The sequence below is a fragment of the Nocardia sp. Root136 genome (assembly GCF_001427185.1).
Taxonomy (GTDB): Bacteria; Actinomycetota; Actinomycetes; order Mycobacteriales; family Mycobacteriaceae; genus Nocardia; species Nocardia salmonicida.
Genome location: NZ_LMFE01000012.1, coordinates 46,195 through 61,400 on the forward strand (window position 1 = coordinate 46,195; position 15,206 = coordinate 61,400).

The following is a 15,206-nucleotide window of genomic DNA, read 5'->3' on the forward strand; positions in this document are numbered from 1 at the left end:
TCGTTGAGTACCCAAATGACCACCTTCACCAGGGCGGGACTCGAGTTCGACGTCGTCGACTCCGGCCCACCCGACGGCCCCGTCATCGTTGCGCTGCACGGCTTTCCGCAAACCGCCACCTCCCTGCGGCCGCTCACCGACTTGCTCAACGCCCGCGGCTACCGCACCATCGCCCCGAACCAGCGCGGCTATTCGCCGGGCGCCCGTCCGGCGGGCCGCATGGCCTACCGTGTGCACGAACTCGTCGACGACGTGGTCGCGTTGATCGACGACATCGACCGTGGTCCGGTGCATCTGGTCGGACACGACTGGGGCGCGATGGTCGCCTGGTCGGTGGCCGCGGCCCGCCCCGAACTCGTCCGCACGTTGGTGACCGTGTCGGTGCCGCATCCTGGCGCCTTCACCCGCTCGATGATCAGCAGCGATCAGCTGCTTCGCTCGTACTACATGGCGTTGTTCCAGCTGCCGGTGCTCCCGGAGCGCTTCATCCGCGCGCGGCCTGCCGTCTTCGACCAGATCTTGGCCAAATCCGGCATGTCCGCCGACGCGATCGCCCGCGTGCATACCGAGATCATCGATTCGGGCGCGCTCACCACCGCGTTGAACTGGTATCGGGCCCTGGCGATCACCACACCGCGCGCCGTGACGGCGCGCGTCAGCGTGCCGGTGACGCATGTGTGGAGCACCGGCGACGTGGGGCTGACCCGCCGCGGCGCCGAGTTGACCGGCGGATTCGTCACCGGTGACTACCGCCTTGCCGTGCTCGACGGCTCGCACTGGCTGCCGGAGGAGCGCCCGGACGAACTCGCCGCGCTGGTCATCGACCGGATCGAGTCGCTGCGGGGCTGAGGTCTCAACCGATCGGCGAAGAAGCCAACGGCCGCAACGCTTCCACGGTCGCCGGGATCAACGGCGCGCGCCGCAAGGCCGCGCGGGCGGCCAGTTGCTCGATGATCCGCCCGCGCACCCCCGGCCATTCGTCGTGCAGGATCGAATAGAACGCGGTGTCTCGCACTTCGCCGTCGAGCCCACGCGAATGTGCCCGTCGCACACCGTCACTCACCGCACCCAGGCGTTCGATCGCCGCCCGGGAGCGCAGGTTGCGGGCGTCGGCGCGCAGGGTCACCCGCCGCACGCCCCAGCTGTCGAAGGCGTGGGCCAACAGCATCAGCTTGGAGTCGAGATTGACCTGACCGCCCCGCACCGCCGGGGTGAGCCAGGTATTGCCGATCTCCACCGCGTCGGGGATCGCCCCGCCCGGCAACGCGGTGACCGGTTCGGCCGACAGCGGCCAGGTCAGCGGTCCCTGCCAGTAGTCGATCCGGGTGAATCGGGTCGCTCCGACTACACACTCGTCGGCGACGGTGACGATCGCGAAGGCCAGCGCCGTGCCTGCCAGCTGCGCCGCCTCGGCCTGGAAGACATAGGTGCGTGCCTCCTGTTCGCCGTGCGGGACGACAGTGAACCCGGCCGGTCCGTCGAGCGCGGCGGCCGCGGCGATCAGTCCGGGTACGTGGTGGGGTGCGAGAGGTTCCAGCCGTGCGATGCGGCCGTGGAGGATAACGGGTGCGGGCATGGTGACCGGCGTCCCTTCGTCTGAGAGGGTCGCCGACAGCGCGAGGCGTGGATCTCACGCGGCACGCGATTTCGGCGAAGCGACACGAACGATCCAGCAGCATCGAAAAAACTAGATGCAAGATAGCCGACGCGACGCGTTCGCCAGTTCGAACCCACGCGGATGTCGCGGCCGGAAAGTTTCGGGTCGCGATGATCGGTCCTACCGCGGGTCGATGCCCCCTTCCGCGGTGCTGAGGGCGCGCCGTGGCCCAGGGGGGAGACGTCCCGTGTCACGGCCCGGTTTCTGCGCGACATAGCGACCGAAGCGGTTCGGGGCGTGCGGGTTCGGGGTGCGTGTCGCACTCGTTGATCGGTCTTCGTCACGGTGCCGTGTCGAAGGGCTCGTGGACGTACCAACTGGATCGCGGTGCGAGTCGGGGCTCGTTTTCCCACGTCAGGGCCGTAACGGTTCGATAAATGACACGCATGTCGGCTTCTTGAGCGAATGTCCAGTTCAACGGGGGTTTCGCCAGTTCCAACCCGTGTTCTTCGGATATGTAACGCGCGTTATCCCCTTGTGTCGCACAATTGTTCGATGTGATGCAGATCACACCTCCTATTCTCTGACCTGCCCAGCTGGCAAGCTCGTAATTGCTGAACGTTAACCGTTCGTGATCACCAACCGGATCGACGCCGATTCCCGGTCACGAACGGCCCGCAGTCCGCCGCGGCGCGACGGTCATCGAAAGATCCGATACGGATCGTCTACCGGCCGTATCGGGACGGCTGTCCGGAAGGGGCCTAGTTGATATGAGCAGCTTCTACTTCGACTCGAACAGCAATCTTCCAGTTACTGAACGAAGTCGCCGCCTCGCCGCGACCTCGGCCGTCGAATCGTCCATCGCCCCGCTGGCGACGCCCGGGTTGATCCTCGGTCTGATCCTGCTCGGTCTCGGCGTGGCCGGCCTGCTGCGCCTCGGTGATTGGGTGGGCAATTACGGGTCCGTCCTGGTCGTGTTGGCCTATCTCCTCTATATGACCGCGGCGGTGAGCCTGGCTCTCTGGGGTGCGGTCAGCGTCTGGTCGCTGCATCGGCGATAGCCCAGCGGTCGGCCGTGCGCGAGAGCCGGGCAAAAGCGACACTCGCTGGTTACGGTTCGGCCGATGGATGGTGTCGGATGGCTACGCGGTGCGTATTGTGGAATCTGGCAAATGTCGAGCATTTCGGTCGCCGGCGATTCCGATAAAAGCGTGTTGATCGGGGAATGTTATCCACCGCAGGGGGTGGGATAACATTCCCCGATCGTCACTTACCTCTCGTCGCCGACGAAATGTGCGTGGATTTCGAGCTGTTGCCGAGCTTCCGAGCTCGATTAAGGTGCAGGAATCGACCTACTCCATCCGGCGGAGGTGTGGACATGCCCGATTCCCCTCGTGGATCCACCGATAAGGAGCCGGAGCGGCTCGGCGCCATCATGAATCGGTCCGAGAAGGTGGTCGTTTCCCCGGTCACCGAACCGCCGGTCGATTCCACGCCCGACTCGCCCGAACGGGTCGCGATGCGGGCCGAGATCAAGAAGTTCGTGCTCACCGTCGTCGTCATCGCCGCGCTCGGCGGCGCGCTGTTCGGCTACGACACCGGCGTCATCTCCGGCGTGCTGGTCTACCTCACGCCCGACTTCGCGCTCAGTCAGACCCAGGTCGGCGTCATCACGAGTTCGCTGCTCATCGGCGCCGCGATCGGCTCGATCACCGGCGGCTGGATGGCCGACCGGTGGGGCAGACGGATGACGCTGCTGTTCGCGGGCGCCCTGTTCTTCGTCGGTGCGCTCGCCCAGGCGCTCGCACCCGATGCCACGGTCATGATCATCACCCGCCTGGTCCTCGGCGTCGCCGTCGGTACCGCCTCGCTGGTGGTGCCCATGTACGTCTCCGAGATCTCCCCGCCGACCTATCGCGGGCGCCTGGTCTCGATGAACTCGCTGATGATCGCCAGCGGACAGTTGCTGGCCTACATCGTCAACGCACTGCTCGCCCCGACCGGGAACTGGCGGCTCATGCTCGCGATGGCGGCCATTCCCGCCGCGGCGCTCGTGATCGGCATGTATTTCATGCCGGATTCGCCGCGGTGGTACTTGAAGCAGGGCCGCACCGCTGATGCGAAGAAGGTGCTCGAGCAGTCCTACTACCCCGAGAACGTCGAGCCGACGATCGCCGAGATCGAACAGTCCGAAGCCGCTGACGAGGCGGTCAGGGACAGTTTGAGCGACCAGTTGCGCAAACCGAAGGTGCGCGCGCTGTTCTACACCGGCGTCGGATTGGCCTTGATTCAGCAATTCGTCGGCGTCAATACCGTCATCTACTACGCGCCGTCCACTCTCGCCCAAGCGGGCATGGGTGACAATGCGGCGATCACCTCCTCGATCGGCATCGGTGTCGGCGCGGTGATCGGCGTGATGCTCGGCATGAGCCTGGTCGACAAGATCGGCAGGCGCCCGCCGATGTTCATCGGGCTGGGAATCATGGTCGTCGCGTTGGTCGGTATGGGTCTGATGGAAGGACTCACGCAGAGCACCGCCACCGGGTACGTGTTGGTGACATTGATGGTTGTCTACGTCTGTGCGTTCCAGCTCGGCGTCGGTGTGCCCACCTGGTTGCTGATCTCGGAGATCTTCCCCGCCCCGATCCGCGCCACCGCGATGAGTATCTGCACCTTCCTCATCTGGATGGGAAATTTCACCGTCTCGCTGATATTCCCGCCGCTGGGCGAACTGTGGGGCGCCTCGACGATGTTCTTCCTCTTCGCGGTCGTCTCCGCGATCTCGCTGGTGTTCTGCTATCGCCGGGTGCCCGAGACCATGGGCCAGTCGCTCGACGACATCACCAACGAAGCGGAGAGCTGAAAGGGCCTACGGGTAGGCTGACCAGGTGAAGCAACTGTGAAAAACCTGACGGTCGGCGTCGTCGCGACCTCTCGCAAGGAAAACGAACACCGGCTGGCCATCCACCCGGCTCACTTCGACCGCATCAGTCCCGAACTGCGCGGTCAGATCTACCTGGAACACGGTTACGGCAATCGATTCGGTTACCCCGACGATGTCCTCGCCCCACTGGTAGCGGGCCATCGCACGCGAGAAGAGCTCTTCGCCGAATGTGATGTGCTGCTCCTGGCCAAGCCGTTGGCCGAAGACCTCGCGCAGATGCGCCCCGGCACGATCGTGTGGGGCTGGCCGCACTGTGTGCAGGACGCGAGCATGACCCAATTGGCTGTCGACCGTGACCTGACCCTGATCGCCTGGGAGGCGATGAACCACTGGACCAAGTCGGGTGCTTTCAGCGTCCACGTGTTCCACAAGAACAACGAACTGGCCGGTTACTGCTCGGTCATGCACGCTCTCCAATTGCGCGGCGTGAGTGGAGATTACGGTCGCCGGATGCGCGCGGCGGTGATCAGCTTCGGCGCCACCGCACGTGGCGCGGTGCGGGCGCTGTCGGCGCTGGGGATCAGTGATGTGACGGTATTGACCCAGCGCAGTGTGTCGGCGGTGGCCTCGCCGTTCGCCTCGGTGCGGATGCAGCATTTCAAGCGTGATCCAGCACTGCCGGGCCGGACACTCGCCCTGAAGGCGCCGGAGCCGGGGCCGCTGGCGGAGATGCTGGCCAACTACGACGTGATCGTGAACTGCATGTTCCAGGACACCGAGGACCCGTTGACGTTCGTCATGAACGACGACCTCGAACTGTTCACGCGCGGAACACTTTTCGTCGACGTCTCGTGCGACGAGGGGATGGGCTTCGAGTTCTCGCGCCCGACCTCGTTCGCCGATCCGATGTTCACCGTCGGTGACGATTTGCACTACTACGGTGTCGACCACAGTCCCTCGTTCCTCTGGGACTCGGCGACGTGGGAGAACTCCGAAGCCCTGCTCGAGTACCTGCCCGTCGTGCTCGGCGGCCCCGAAGCGTGGGATGGCAGCGAAACGATTCGCCGGGCGATCGAGATTCGCGGCGGTCGGGTGCAGAACCCGCGGATCCTGTCGTTCCAGGGTCGCTCCGACACCTATCCGTACGCGGTGAACTGACCTTCGACCATCAGCGGCGCACGGGGTATTTCCCGTGCGCCGCTGGTCTGTCTGCTCGAAATCGGTCGGCCGGTTCCTGGCATATGCGCAGTAAGATGGCAGGAAATCGAGAGTTATTCGCAATGGCGAGGAGCGGCGATGGATGGGCACGACGCCGCGTGGAACGAGCGAGTGCGCGGTGAGAACACCACCCAGCGCCTCGATCGGAACTGGTCCTCGCTCCTGCAGGAATTGCGCGTCCTGCAGACCGGCGTCCAGGTGCTGACCGGCTTCCTGCTGACCTTGCCGTTCCAATCCAGGTTCGACACCCTGAACACCCCGTTGCGCGTTGTCTACCTCGTGGTGGTTTCCGCCGCCGTCGCCGCGACCGCGCTGCTGGTCGCCCCGGTGGCCATGCATCGGGTGCTGTTCCGCCGACATCGTCTCGATGTGCTCGTGATCGGCGCCCACCGCCTGGCACTCGTCGGAATCGCGCTGCTCGGCGTCGCGTTGACCGGCATCGCGGTGCTGATCTTCGATATGGTCATCGGCACCGCCGCGGGCGTCATCGCGGGAATTGTCGCGGCTGTGCTGTTTCTCGGTCTCTGGGTGATCCAGCCGTTCCTCTATCGGCACTAGCCAAGCCGAGCAGGCCGAGGGCGAAATCCGCGTAGGCGGTGGCGATCTGTTCGGGTGAGGACGGGCCGTCGAGCCGGAACCATTGGGGGAGCGCGGTGCACATCGTCGCGATGGCACGCCCCGCGTCGCGGGCATGGTCGGTCGATCTGTCCGCTTCGGCGAGCGCGGTGTCGATGTCGGCATCAAGGATGTACTGGATCTCGTTGCGGGAGGCCGTGATTCGATTGCGATCGACCGGGTTCAGGCTGCGCATCTCGCTGGCGCCGATGAAGGCGAGTTCGCGGCGGTGGGTGTGGAACAGTGCGAGTGCCTCGACGACACGGATCACTCGTTCGCGGCCGTTCGCGCCATCGAGACGTGCCGCGCGCACCCGCCGGTGCAATTCGTCCATGGTGAGGTCGAGAGCGCGGACCAGCAGGTCCTGCTTGTCGCGGTAGTGGTGGTAGACGCCGGGCACGCTCATGCCGGCGCGCGCCGCGATCGAGCGCATCGTGGCGCCGTGGTAGCCGGTCTCGACGAAGGAGTCGATAGCGGCGGCGAGCACCGGGTCGATATCCAGCGGCGGGAACTCGCGCCAGGAATCCGGTGTGGCGTAGGTGCCCGGGCCGGATTCGTCGGGCGCGCGGCGGCGAGGAGAGCGCGAAGGGGGCTCGGCGGAGGGCGCCGCGCGGCGTTCGGAGGCCGGCACATCATCAGCTCCAATGATGGCCTGGTCGTCGATCAGCCAGGCCACTGTCGTGCCCAACTCGATCGCCAGGGATCGTAGGCGCGCGACCGATGCGCCGGTCTTGCCGGTCTCGATGGCGCTCAGCGTGGCCGGGCTGACGTCGATCCGCTGGGCGACCGCCCGCAACGACAGTCCCGCCGTGGTCCTCGCCTGGCGCACCCGCGCGCCCACCGCATGTTCGGCTGCCATCGACTCCATGTTGTTCAGAATACCTGAACAACATGGCTCAGTGACCGCGCCTGTTGACAGCAGTAATAAGCACATGTCACTGTCATGGCAGTCTATTGCCGAGCGATCGTTCGGCAACCGAGCCGAGGAGCGGACCCGTGCCGATCGACCTGTCCCAGCCGTCCGAGGTGCAGAGCCTGGCCGAGCGCACTCGCGCCTTCATCCGCGACCATGTGCTCTCGGTCGAAGACGCGCACGACGGCGACATCGCCGCGGCAGGCGGCGAGAAGCTGCGCATCGAACTCCAGCAGGCCGCCCGCGACGCGGGTGTCTTCGCCCCGCACGCGCCGATCGAATACGGTGGCCACGGTCTCGACATGTCGAGTCGCGCTCCGGTGTTCGAGGAGGCGGGCTACTCGCTGTTCGGCCCGACGGCCCTCAATATCGCCGCCCCCGACGAGGGCAACGTCCACATGCTCGCCCACATCGCCGACCCGGAGCAGAAGCAGCAGTTCCTCGCCCCGCTCGCTCGCGGCGAGGTGCGCTCGGCCTTCGCCATGACCGAACCGGCCCCCGGCGCGGGCTCTGACCCGTCCGCGCTGAGCACCCGCGCGGTCCGCGCCGACGGCGGCTGGCGCATCACCGGCCACAAATGGTTCATCACCGGCGCCGACGGCGCGGGATTCTTCATCATCATGGCCCGCACCTCGGGCGAGCCGGGCCAACGCGGCGGCGCCACCATGTTCCTCGCCCCCGCCGACAGCCCCGGCATCCGCGTCGGCCGTCACCTCGACACCCTCGACAAGTCGATGATCGGTGGCCACTGCGAGGTCTTCTTCGACGACCTGCTCGTTCCGGAATCGGCCGTACTCGGCGAGGTCGACCGCGGCTTCGAATACGCCCAGGTGCGCCTCGGCCCCGCCCGCATGACCCACGTGATGCGCTGGCTCGGCGCCGCCCGCCGCGGTCATGACGTCGCCCTCGCGCATGTGGCGCAGCGTGAGGGCTTCGGCTCCCGGCTCGGCGACCTCGGCATGGTCCAGAAGATGATCGCCGACAACGAGATCGACATCGCCGCCACGCGCGCGCTGCTGACCCGCGCCTGCTGGGAACTCGACCGTGGTGAACCCGCCGCGAACGCGACCTCCATCGCGAAAACCTATGCCGCCGAAGCGATCTTCCGCATCGTCGATCGCAGCATGCAGATGTGTGGCGGTCTCGGTGTCTCCGCTGACCTCCCGCTGGCGCGGCTCTCGCGCGAAGTGCGTCCGTTCCGTATCTACGACGGCCCCTCCGAGGTGCACCGCTGGGCCATCGCCAAACGTGCGGTGAGCGCGGCCAAGCGCGCGAAGCGAGAATCCGAATGACACTGCCGGGCATGGACATCGCCGCGCTGGAGCAGTTCCTGCGCGGGCAGGGCGTCGAGGTGCGCGGCGATCTGCGCGTCGAACTGATCAGTGGCGGCCGGTCCAATCTGACGTTCGCCGCCGCCGATGACGTCTCGCGCTGGGTGGTGCGCCGCCCGCCGGTGGCCGGACTCACCCCGTCCGCACACGACATGGCCCGCGAATACACCGTCACCAGCGCGCTGCAGAAATCCGCGGTGCCCGTGGCGAAGACGATCGCCTTCGACGCGACCGGATCCGCGCTCGGCGCGCCGATGACCGTCGTCGAGTTCGTGGACGGGACGGTGTTCCGCGATCAGGACGAGCTGGCGACGCTCACCGACGAGCAGGTGAATTCCAGTGCGCGCGAACTGGTCCGCGTTCTGGCCGAGCTGCACGCGGTCGACCCGGCCGCGGTCGGGCTCGAATCATTCGGTCGGCCGAACGGTTTCGTCACCCGGCAGGTCAAGCTCTGGGCATCCCAGTGGGAGCGCGTCAAAACCCGAGAGCTCCCCGACGTGGCAACTCTGCACGCGGCGTTGTCCGCCGCGATCCCGCGGGAGTCGGCGTCCTCGATCGTGCACGGGGATTTCCGGATCGACAACACGATCCTCGACAGCACGGACCCGAATATCGTGCGTGCCGTGGTCGATTGGGAGCTCTCCACCCTGGGCGACCCGCTCACCGACGTCGCCCTGATGTGCGTGTACCGGGCCCCGATATTCGACCTGATCCTCGGCACCCGCGCCGCGTGGACCAGCTCTCGCCTGCCGTCTCCCGACGAGCTCGCCCAGACCTACGCCGACGCGTCCGGGCGCGAGCTGGACAACTGGGGCTTCTATCTCGCCCTGGCCAACTTCAAACTCGGCATCATCGGCGAAGGCATCACCCACCGCGCCCACCAGGGCTCCGATACCGGTTCTGCCGCCGACCGGGCCGCCGATGCCACGCCGGAATTCATGGCCGCCGGTCTGCGCGCGCTGAAGGGGTCCGCGCAGTAATCAGTGGAGCGCTGCGGGTCAACCCCTCACTGCCGTCAGGAATCCTGGTCGCCGATGATCTCCGTCGGCAGGAACGTCGCGCCGAGTTGCATCGCGATCGCACTGCTGTGTTCGACGATTCGCTCGGCGTCCACGTCGAGCACGCCCGTGCGCCAAGCGGACACCAGTTCCATGAATCCGCCGATACCGGCCAGTGTGCTCATGCGCATGGCGGTTTCGTCGATATCGGGGCGTAGATAGGGCCAGGCGATAGCGATCAGCCCATCGGTCGCGTCGGTGAGCATGGCTTTGCGTCGCTGTTCGAGCACGGCACTGCCGGCGTGATCGGCCAGCAGGATTCTGGCCCGCCCGCGTAGATCGGTCTGTAGCGCGACGGCGCGGGCGATGGTCGCGCGGGTGATCTCGAGTGGCGTCCGGTCGGCCTGTTCGACCACGACGTTGACCAGTTCGGCGAACACCTCGGTGCGCACCTCGTCCCAGACCGCGGCGAGCAGTTCGTCGCGATCGGCGAAGTGCTCGTAGAAGTAGCGGTCGTTGAGCGAGGCCCGTTGACAGACCCCGCGCATGGTGACCGCGGCCCATCCGTTGTCGAGCCAGATATCGAGGGCGGCCTCGACCAGGCCGACCCGTCGCTGCGCCCTGCGCTCCTCGGCGGTCCGCCCGCCCCACGTCCGTGCCGGTGCGCGCACATCCATGGTTGACAAAGTACACCTCCGCGCGCCTAATTGGTGTCAGGTGCGGCCAATGGTGGCAGATGCCACCAATTAGAGCCTCGCCGGTAGAACCGGGAGTTGCCATGCGATTGTTCCCCTTCGGCGGTCAGCGCCGGACCACGAACGCTGATGCGGTGGTGACCGGCGCGGGCAGTGGGATCGGCCGCGCGTTCGCCGTCGAATTGGGTCGCCGCGGCGGTCGTGTCCTGTGTTCCGACATCGATCGAGACCGCGCGGACGAGACCGCCGAACTCGTCGAAGCGGCGGGCGGCAAAGCGATCGGAACCCGCTGCGATGTCACCGTGATCGATGAGGTCACGCAATTGGCCGCGACCGCGCAGGACTGGTTCGGCGGCCCACCCACCGTGGTGGTCAACAACGCGGGCATCGGTGCGGGCGGGCCGGTGGTCGGCGAGTTCGCCCTCGACGATTGGCAGCGCACGCTCGGCGTCAATCTCTGGGGCGTCATCCACGGTTGCCACGTCTTCGCGCCGATCCTGCGCGCGGCCGGGCGCGGATCGCTGGTGAACGTCGCCTCGGCGGCCGCGTTCGGCGCGGCACCGAGAATGGCCGCCTACAACGTCAGCAAGGCCGGCGTGCTCGCGCTGTCGGAGACGATGTCGGCCGAGCTGGCAGGCACCGGCGTCGGCGTCACGGTGCTGTGCCCGACCGGCGTGAAAACCAATATCATGCAGGCGGATTCACCCATGGACGACACCGCCGAGCGGCTGGGCGGACTGCTCCTGCGCTGGACCGGACGCGCACCGGCGGCCATCGTCCGCACCACCCTCGACGCAGTCGACCACGGCGACCTCTATGTGGTGCCGCAGCTCGAGGCCAAGATGCTCTGGCAGGCCAAACGATGGCTGCCCACCACCTACACCCGTTCGGCGGGCCTGCTGGAGCGGGTCGTGCGCTGATCCACCCCACCGAAGGAGATCGAACAATGACGTTCGCCTATCCCGAGATGCTCGCCACCATTCGCGCCAAGCAGTGGGCGCTGGCCGATATCGATTGGGATGCACCGGGTGCCGACACCATCACCGACGAACAGCGCCCACGGCTTGCCACCTTCATGGCCGATCTGGTGTGGATCGAACACGTCGGCGCCCGTGGCTTCGCCGCGCTGACCCACCAGGCGCCACCCGGCCCGCTGCGCGAGATCTACCGGTACTTCCACGCCGAGGAGCAGAAGCACGCCAACGCCGAACTCGCGCTGATGCGCCGCTGGGGAATGCTTCCCGACGGTGACGCGATGCCGTTGCCCAACAAGAACATTCGCCTGGTCATCAGCTGGCTCGACCGCTACGCCGACCAGCTGACCCTGCCCGTGCTCGGCACCGTGATCCCCTCGCTGGAGACCGCACTCGACGGCGCGCTGGTGAAGTTCCTGCTCGACGAGGTCGAGGACCCGGTGTGCCACGAGGTGTTCCGGCACATCAACAGCGACGAGTCCCGGCACCTGGCAGTCGGATTCCAGGTTCTCGAACAGCTCGGCGCGGGCCCGCTGCGCCGGATCGCCATCGAGACAGCCGGTTTCGCGGTGCGTCCGTCGTTCGTGCTCGGCGCGCTGCTGTACGCGCCACTGTTGTCGCGGATGTCGACCAACATCATCGCGCTCGGCCTCGACGAGGAGAAGCTGTGGCAGGCGGTACGCCGCTACGAGAACGTGGGGGAGCGCAGCCCGGCCATCCGCCGGGTCCCGCTCTACCACGTGGTGAAGATGCACGGAAAAGCCACCATTCACCGTCGCCAGCCGTTCCAGCTGCTGGCCGATGTGTCCAATGCCTGCATCGACCGCTTCCCGATTCGTGTCCTCGGACGTCGGCCGTCCTGGTCGGACGAGCTCACCTACGAACCGGTGGCGAAATGACGATGCCGCGTTTCGCCGATACCTTCACCGGTCCGCAGGTGCACCGTACGGCCTTCGCGCCCCGGCACGAATTCACCGGTCAGCGCGTCGCGATCATCGGCAGCGGGGCGGCGGCCGCGCGACTGCTGCCCGGCATCGCCGCCGAGGCCGCGCGGGTGACGGTGTTCCAGACCGAGGCGGTCTGGGTCCTCCCGCGCCTCCCGCTGCCCACGGCGACGACGCTGCGCCGCGCACCGCAAGGACTGCTTCGGCTCGCCGCCCGCGTCAATCTCCGAGTCCAGGTGCGCGATTCGTGGCTGCGCCACCGCCTGACCCCGGACGACACCGCGGGAGTGGCGGTGCACAACAGCTACTACCGTGCCCTGCGGCAACCGCACTGCACCCTGGTGACCTGGCCGATCGCACGACTGGTGCCGCTGGGCGTGCGTACCGTCGACGGCATCGAGCACCGGGTGGACACCATTGTCTACGCCGACGACGCGGGCCATGTAGTGCGCACGGTCGCACGGCCCGGCCGCCTGCATCCGTCGGCGGAACTGATGAAGGAGATCGCATGACCACCACCGGAATCGAGCACGAGATCGTCATCGTGGGAGCCGGGTTCTCCGGGATCGGCGTGGCGATCGAGTTGCGCAAGGCCGGGTTCGACGACTTCGTGATCATCGACGAGGCCGACGGTGTCGGTGGCACCTGGCACTGGAACACCTATCCCGGTGTCGCCGTGGATATTCCGTCGTTCAGCTATCAGTTCTCCTTCGAGCAGCGCACCGACTGGTCGCGGGTCTACGCGCCCGGCCGCGAGCTCAAGGCCTACGCGGAGTCGTGCGTGGACAAATACGAACTGCGCGAGCGCATTCGCTTCGGCACCACCGTGACCGGCGCGGACTTCGACGAGGAGGCCGACCGGTGGGTGTTGCACACCGCCGACGGCAGCGATTTGACCGCGCGTTTCGTGATCAGCGCGACCGGCGTGCTCACCAGACCCAAACTCCCCGATATCCCCGGCATCGAGTCCTTCGCGGGGACTGTCATGCACACCTCACGCTGGGATCACCGCCAGGACCTGCGGGGAAAGCGCGTGGCGATCATCGGCACCGGCGCCTCCGCGGTCCAGGTGATCCCGGAGATCGCCTCGCAGGTCGAGCACCTGACGGTGTTCCAGCGCACGCCGATCTGGTGCCTGCCCCGCCCGGACCTGCCGTTGCCCCTCGCCGCCCGGCTGGCGCTGAAGGTCCCCGGCGGACGGACGCTGACCCGACTGGTGAGCCAGACCTACGTCGAGTTCACCTTCCCGCTGGCCGCGCACTATCACAGCTCGCTGCCCACCGCCGCGATCGGCGAACGCGCGGGCCTGGCCCATCTGCGGCGCCAAGTGAAGGACCCCGCCGTGCGGGCCGCGCTGACCCCGAAATACGCCCTCGGGTGCAAACGGCCCAGCTTCTCCAACGACTATCTGTCGACGTTCAATCGTTCGAACGTGACCCTGGAAACCGACCCGATCAGCGAGATCACCGCCACCGGCGTCCGCACCGCCGAAGGCACCGAACACCCCGCCGACGTGCTGGTCCTCGCCACCGGCTTCAAGGTCATGGAATCGGGCAATATGCCGACCTATGACCTGCGCGGCGTCGACGGCCGCGATCTGGAGACCTGGTGGGACAAGAACCGGCTGCAAGCCTACGAGGGCGTCAGCGTCCCCGGCTTCCCGAACTTCTTCTCCATCATCGGCCCCTACGGCTACAACGGCGCGTCCTACTTCACCCTGATCGAGAACCAGACCCGCCACATCCTGCGCTGCCTGCACCACGCCCGCACGCACGACGCGGACCGCATCGAGGTCAGCGAGGAAGCCAACGATCGCTTCTTCCGTGAGATGCTCGCCCGCCGCGGCGGCCAGGTGTTCTGGGACGAAAGCTGCGCCACCGCCAACAGCTACTACTTCGACAAACACGGTGACGTGCCCCTGCGCCCCAGCTCCACCGTCGAAGCTGCTTGGCGCAGTACACATTTCCCGCTCACCGACTATGTCTTCACGTAGCCGTGTGCCTCGGGGTTACTCGGTGTCGGTACCCGAGGCCACGGCTTCGGTGACGCGAGCCGCCAGTGCGCGCAGGTGATCGATGAGTTCCGGTGGTTCGTGGACCCGGAAGCCGAAGCCGAAAAGGCCGACGTAGACGGCGATCTCGTCGAGTGAGTTCGACCCTGTGTGTAGCAGGCAGGAGCCGGTGTCGATGGCTTCGATGACACCGACTGTCGCCGGGATACGGTCGGCGGCTTCGACAGCCGACACCAGCAGTGTGATGCGAGCCTGGTACCGATAGGGGGCAGTGCTCACGCTGCGTGAGACGAATCCGGCGAGATCGATGTCGGGCGCTGGACGTGGGTTGTAGCGCGGTCCGGTCGGGATGCGGGGTTGCAATCGGTCGACACGGTAGGTGCGCCAATCGGCGCGGTCGACGTCCCAGCCGACCAGATACCAGCGTCGTCCGGTGTGGACGAGCCGATGTGGTTCGGCGGTGCGGCGGGTGGTGCCGCCGTCATGGGTGCGGTAGTCGAATCGGAGTAGGTGTCGATCGCGAATCGCACCGGCGATGGCGGTGAGAGTCTCGGGGTCGACCGGTGTGGTGCCGCTGGGCACGGTCACCGTCGCGGCCTGCAACGCGGCGATGCGATGGCGCAGCCGCGACGGGAGCACCTGTTCGAGTTTGGCGAGCGCACGCAGCGACGATTCTTCGATGCCCGCAACGGTGCCTGCGACGGCCGTCCCCAGTCCCACCGCGACCGCGATCGCCTCCTCGTCGTCCAGCAGCAGGGGAGGCAGCGCGGCCCCGGCCCGCAGCCGGTACCCGGCCGAGCCCGCGACGGCGTGTACGGGGTAGCCCAGCGTGCGCAGCTTGTCGACGTCGCGACGCACTGTCCGGATATCGACATCGAGGCGTTCGGCGAGGTCACGACCGGTCCAATCGCGGGGGGTCTGCAGCAGGGAGAGCAAGCGGAGCAGTCGCGCTGAGGATTCGAGCATGAATTCATTCTTCCGGAAAGCTAGGGCCGAAGCTGTCCTAGGTGCTGCTTAGCGTAGTTC

Annotated in this window: 15 protein-coding genes; 11 read left to right on the plus strand and 4 right to left on the minus strand. The window is 66.8% G+C overall.

What is annotated here, in order from left to right:
* Positions 1 to 15 precede the first annotated feature (15 nt).
* Positions 16 to 849, plus strand: coding sequence for an alpha/beta fold hydrolase (locus ASD42_RS29830; RefSeq protein ID WP_056822948.1), 834 nt, complete (start codon positions 16 to 18; stop codon positions 847 to 849).
* A 4-nt stretch (positions 850 to 853) separates the two neighbouring features.
* On the opposite strand, the gene ASD42_RS29835 is transcribed toward ASD42_RS29830, so the two are convergent.
* Positions 854 to 1,576: a GNAT family N-acetyltransferase gene (locus ASD42_RS29835; protein ID WP_056822950.1), complete on the minus strand. Its 723-nt coding sequence runs from the start codon at positions 1,574 to 1,576 to the stop codon at positions 854 to 856.
* A 791-nt stretch (positions 1,577 to 2,367) separates the two neighbouring features.
* Here ASD42_RS29835 and ASD42_RS29840 point away from each other — a divergent pair.
* The 4 genes from ASD42_RS29840 to ASD42_RS29855 all read left to right on the plus strand — a co-directional run bounded on the left by ASD42_RS29840 (position 2,368) and on the right by ASD42_RS29855 (position 6,257).
* The gene (locus ASD42_RS29840; RefSeq protein ID WP_056822952.1) at positions 2,368 to 2,658 is read left to right on the plus strand and encodes a hypothetical protein; all 291 of its coding nucleotides are present in this window, start codon (positions 2,368 to 2,370) and stop codon (positions 2,656 to 2,658) included.
* 317 nt (positions 2,659 to 2,975) lie between these two features.
* Positions 2,976 to 4,460 (plus strand): sugar porter family MFS transporter, encoded by a 1,485-nt coding sequence (locus ASD42_RS29845; protein ID WP_056823269.1) that lies wholly within the window; start codon positions 2,976 to 2,978, stop codon positions 4,458 to 4,460.
* Positions 4,461 to 4,496: 36 nt separating this feature from the next.
* Complete coding sequence (locus tag ASD42_RS29850; protein WP_056822953.1) at positions 4,497 to 5,639, plus strand: N(5)-(carboxyethyl)ornithine synthase; 1,143 nt, start codon at positions 4,497 to 4,499, stop codon at positions 5,637 to 5,639.
* Positions 5,640 to 5,777: 138 nt separating this feature from the next.
* Entirely contained in the window at positions 5,778 to 6,257 is a 480-nt protein-coding gene (locus ASD42_RS29855; RefSeq protein ID WP_056822955.1) for a DUF6328 family protein, read from the plus strand.
* Here the strand turns inward: ASD42_RS29855 and ASD42_RS29860 are convergent.
* Positions 6,184 to 7,173, minus strand: coding sequence for a TetR family transcriptional regulator (locus tag ASD42_RS29860; protein WP_084787376.1), 990 nt, complete (start codon positions 7,171 to 7,173; stop codon positions 6,184 to 6,186). The genes ASD42_RS29855 and ASD42_RS29860 overlap by 74 nt on opposite strands.
* Before the next feature lie 137 nt (positions 7,174 to 7,310).
* Between ASD42_RS29860 and ASD42_RS29865 the strand changes: the two genes are divergently transcribed.
* Positions 7,311 to 8,519: an acyl-CoA dehydrogenase family protein gene (locus tag ASD42_RS29865; protein ID WP_056822956.1), complete on the plus strand. Its 1,209-nt coding sequence runs from the start codon at positions 7,311 to 7,313 to the stop codon at positions 8,517 to 8,519.
* Complete coding sequence (locus tag ASD42_RS29870; protein WP_056822957.1) at positions 8,516 to 9,538, plus strand: phosphotransferase family protein; 1,023 nt, start codon at positions 8,516 to 8,518, stop codon at positions 9,536 to 9,538. Before ASD42_RS29865 ends, ASD42_RS29870 begins: the two co-directional genes overlap by 4 nt.
* Before the next feature lie 35 nt (positions 9,539 to 9,573).
* On the opposite strand, the gene ASD42_RS29875 is transcribed toward ASD42_RS29870, so the two are convergent.
* A complete protein-coding gene (locus tag ASD42_RS29875; RefSeq protein WP_056822959.1) occupies positions 9,574 to 10,233 on the minus strand; it encodes a TetR/AcrR family transcriptional regulator in 660 nt (219 codons plus the stop codon).
* 101 nt (positions 10,234 to 10,334) lie between these two features.
* On the opposite strand from ASD42_RS29875, the gene ASD42_RS29880 reads away from it, so the two are divergent.
* Genes ASD42_RS29880 through ASD42_RS29895 form a run of 4 tightly spaced genes read left to right on the plus strand, consistent with a single transcriptional unit; the run spans position 10,335 to position 14,162 of the window.
* Entirely contained in the window at positions 10,335 to 11,171 is an 837-nt protein-coding gene (locus ASD42_RS29880) for an SDR family NAD(P)-dependent oxidoreductase (RefSeq protein ID WP_056822962.1), read from the plus strand.
* A gap of 26 nt (positions 11,172 to 11,197) precedes the next feature.
* Positions 11,198 to 12,124, plus strand: coding sequence for a hypothetical protein (locus ASD42_RS29885; RefSeq protein ID WP_056822964.1), 927 nt, complete (start codon positions 11,198 to 11,200; stop codon positions 12,122 to 12,124).
* On the plus strand, positions 12,121 to 12,681 hold the full coding sequence (locus tag ASD42_RS29890) for an NAD(P)/FAD-dependent oxidoreductase (protein ID WP_156677634.1): 561 nt from the start codon (positions 12,121 to 12,123) through the stop codon (positions 12,679 to 12,681). Before ASD42_RS29885 ends, ASD42_RS29890 begins: the two co-directional genes overlap by 4 nt.
* Positions 12,678 to 14,162 carry a flavin-containing monooxygenase gene (locus ASD42_RS29895; protein WP_056822968.1) on the plus strand — a complete coding sequence of 495 codons (1,485 nt, stop codon included), beginning with the start codon at positions 12,678 to 12,680 and terminating at the stop codon, positions 14,160 to 14,162. The genes ASD42_RS29890 and ASD42_RS29895 overlap by 4 nt, the downstream gene beginning before the upstream one ends.
* A 15-nt stretch (positions 14,163 to 14,177) precedes the next feature.
* On the opposite strand, the gene ASD42_RS29900 is transcribed toward ASD42_RS29895, so the two are convergent.
* On the minus strand, positions 14,178 to 15,146 hold the full coding sequence (locus ASD42_RS29900; RefSeq protein WP_056822970.1) for a helix-turn-helix transcriptional regulator: 969 nt from the start codon (positions 15,144 to 15,146) through the stop codon (positions 14,178 to 14,180).
* Positions 15,147 to 15,206: the final 60 nt, after the last annotated feature.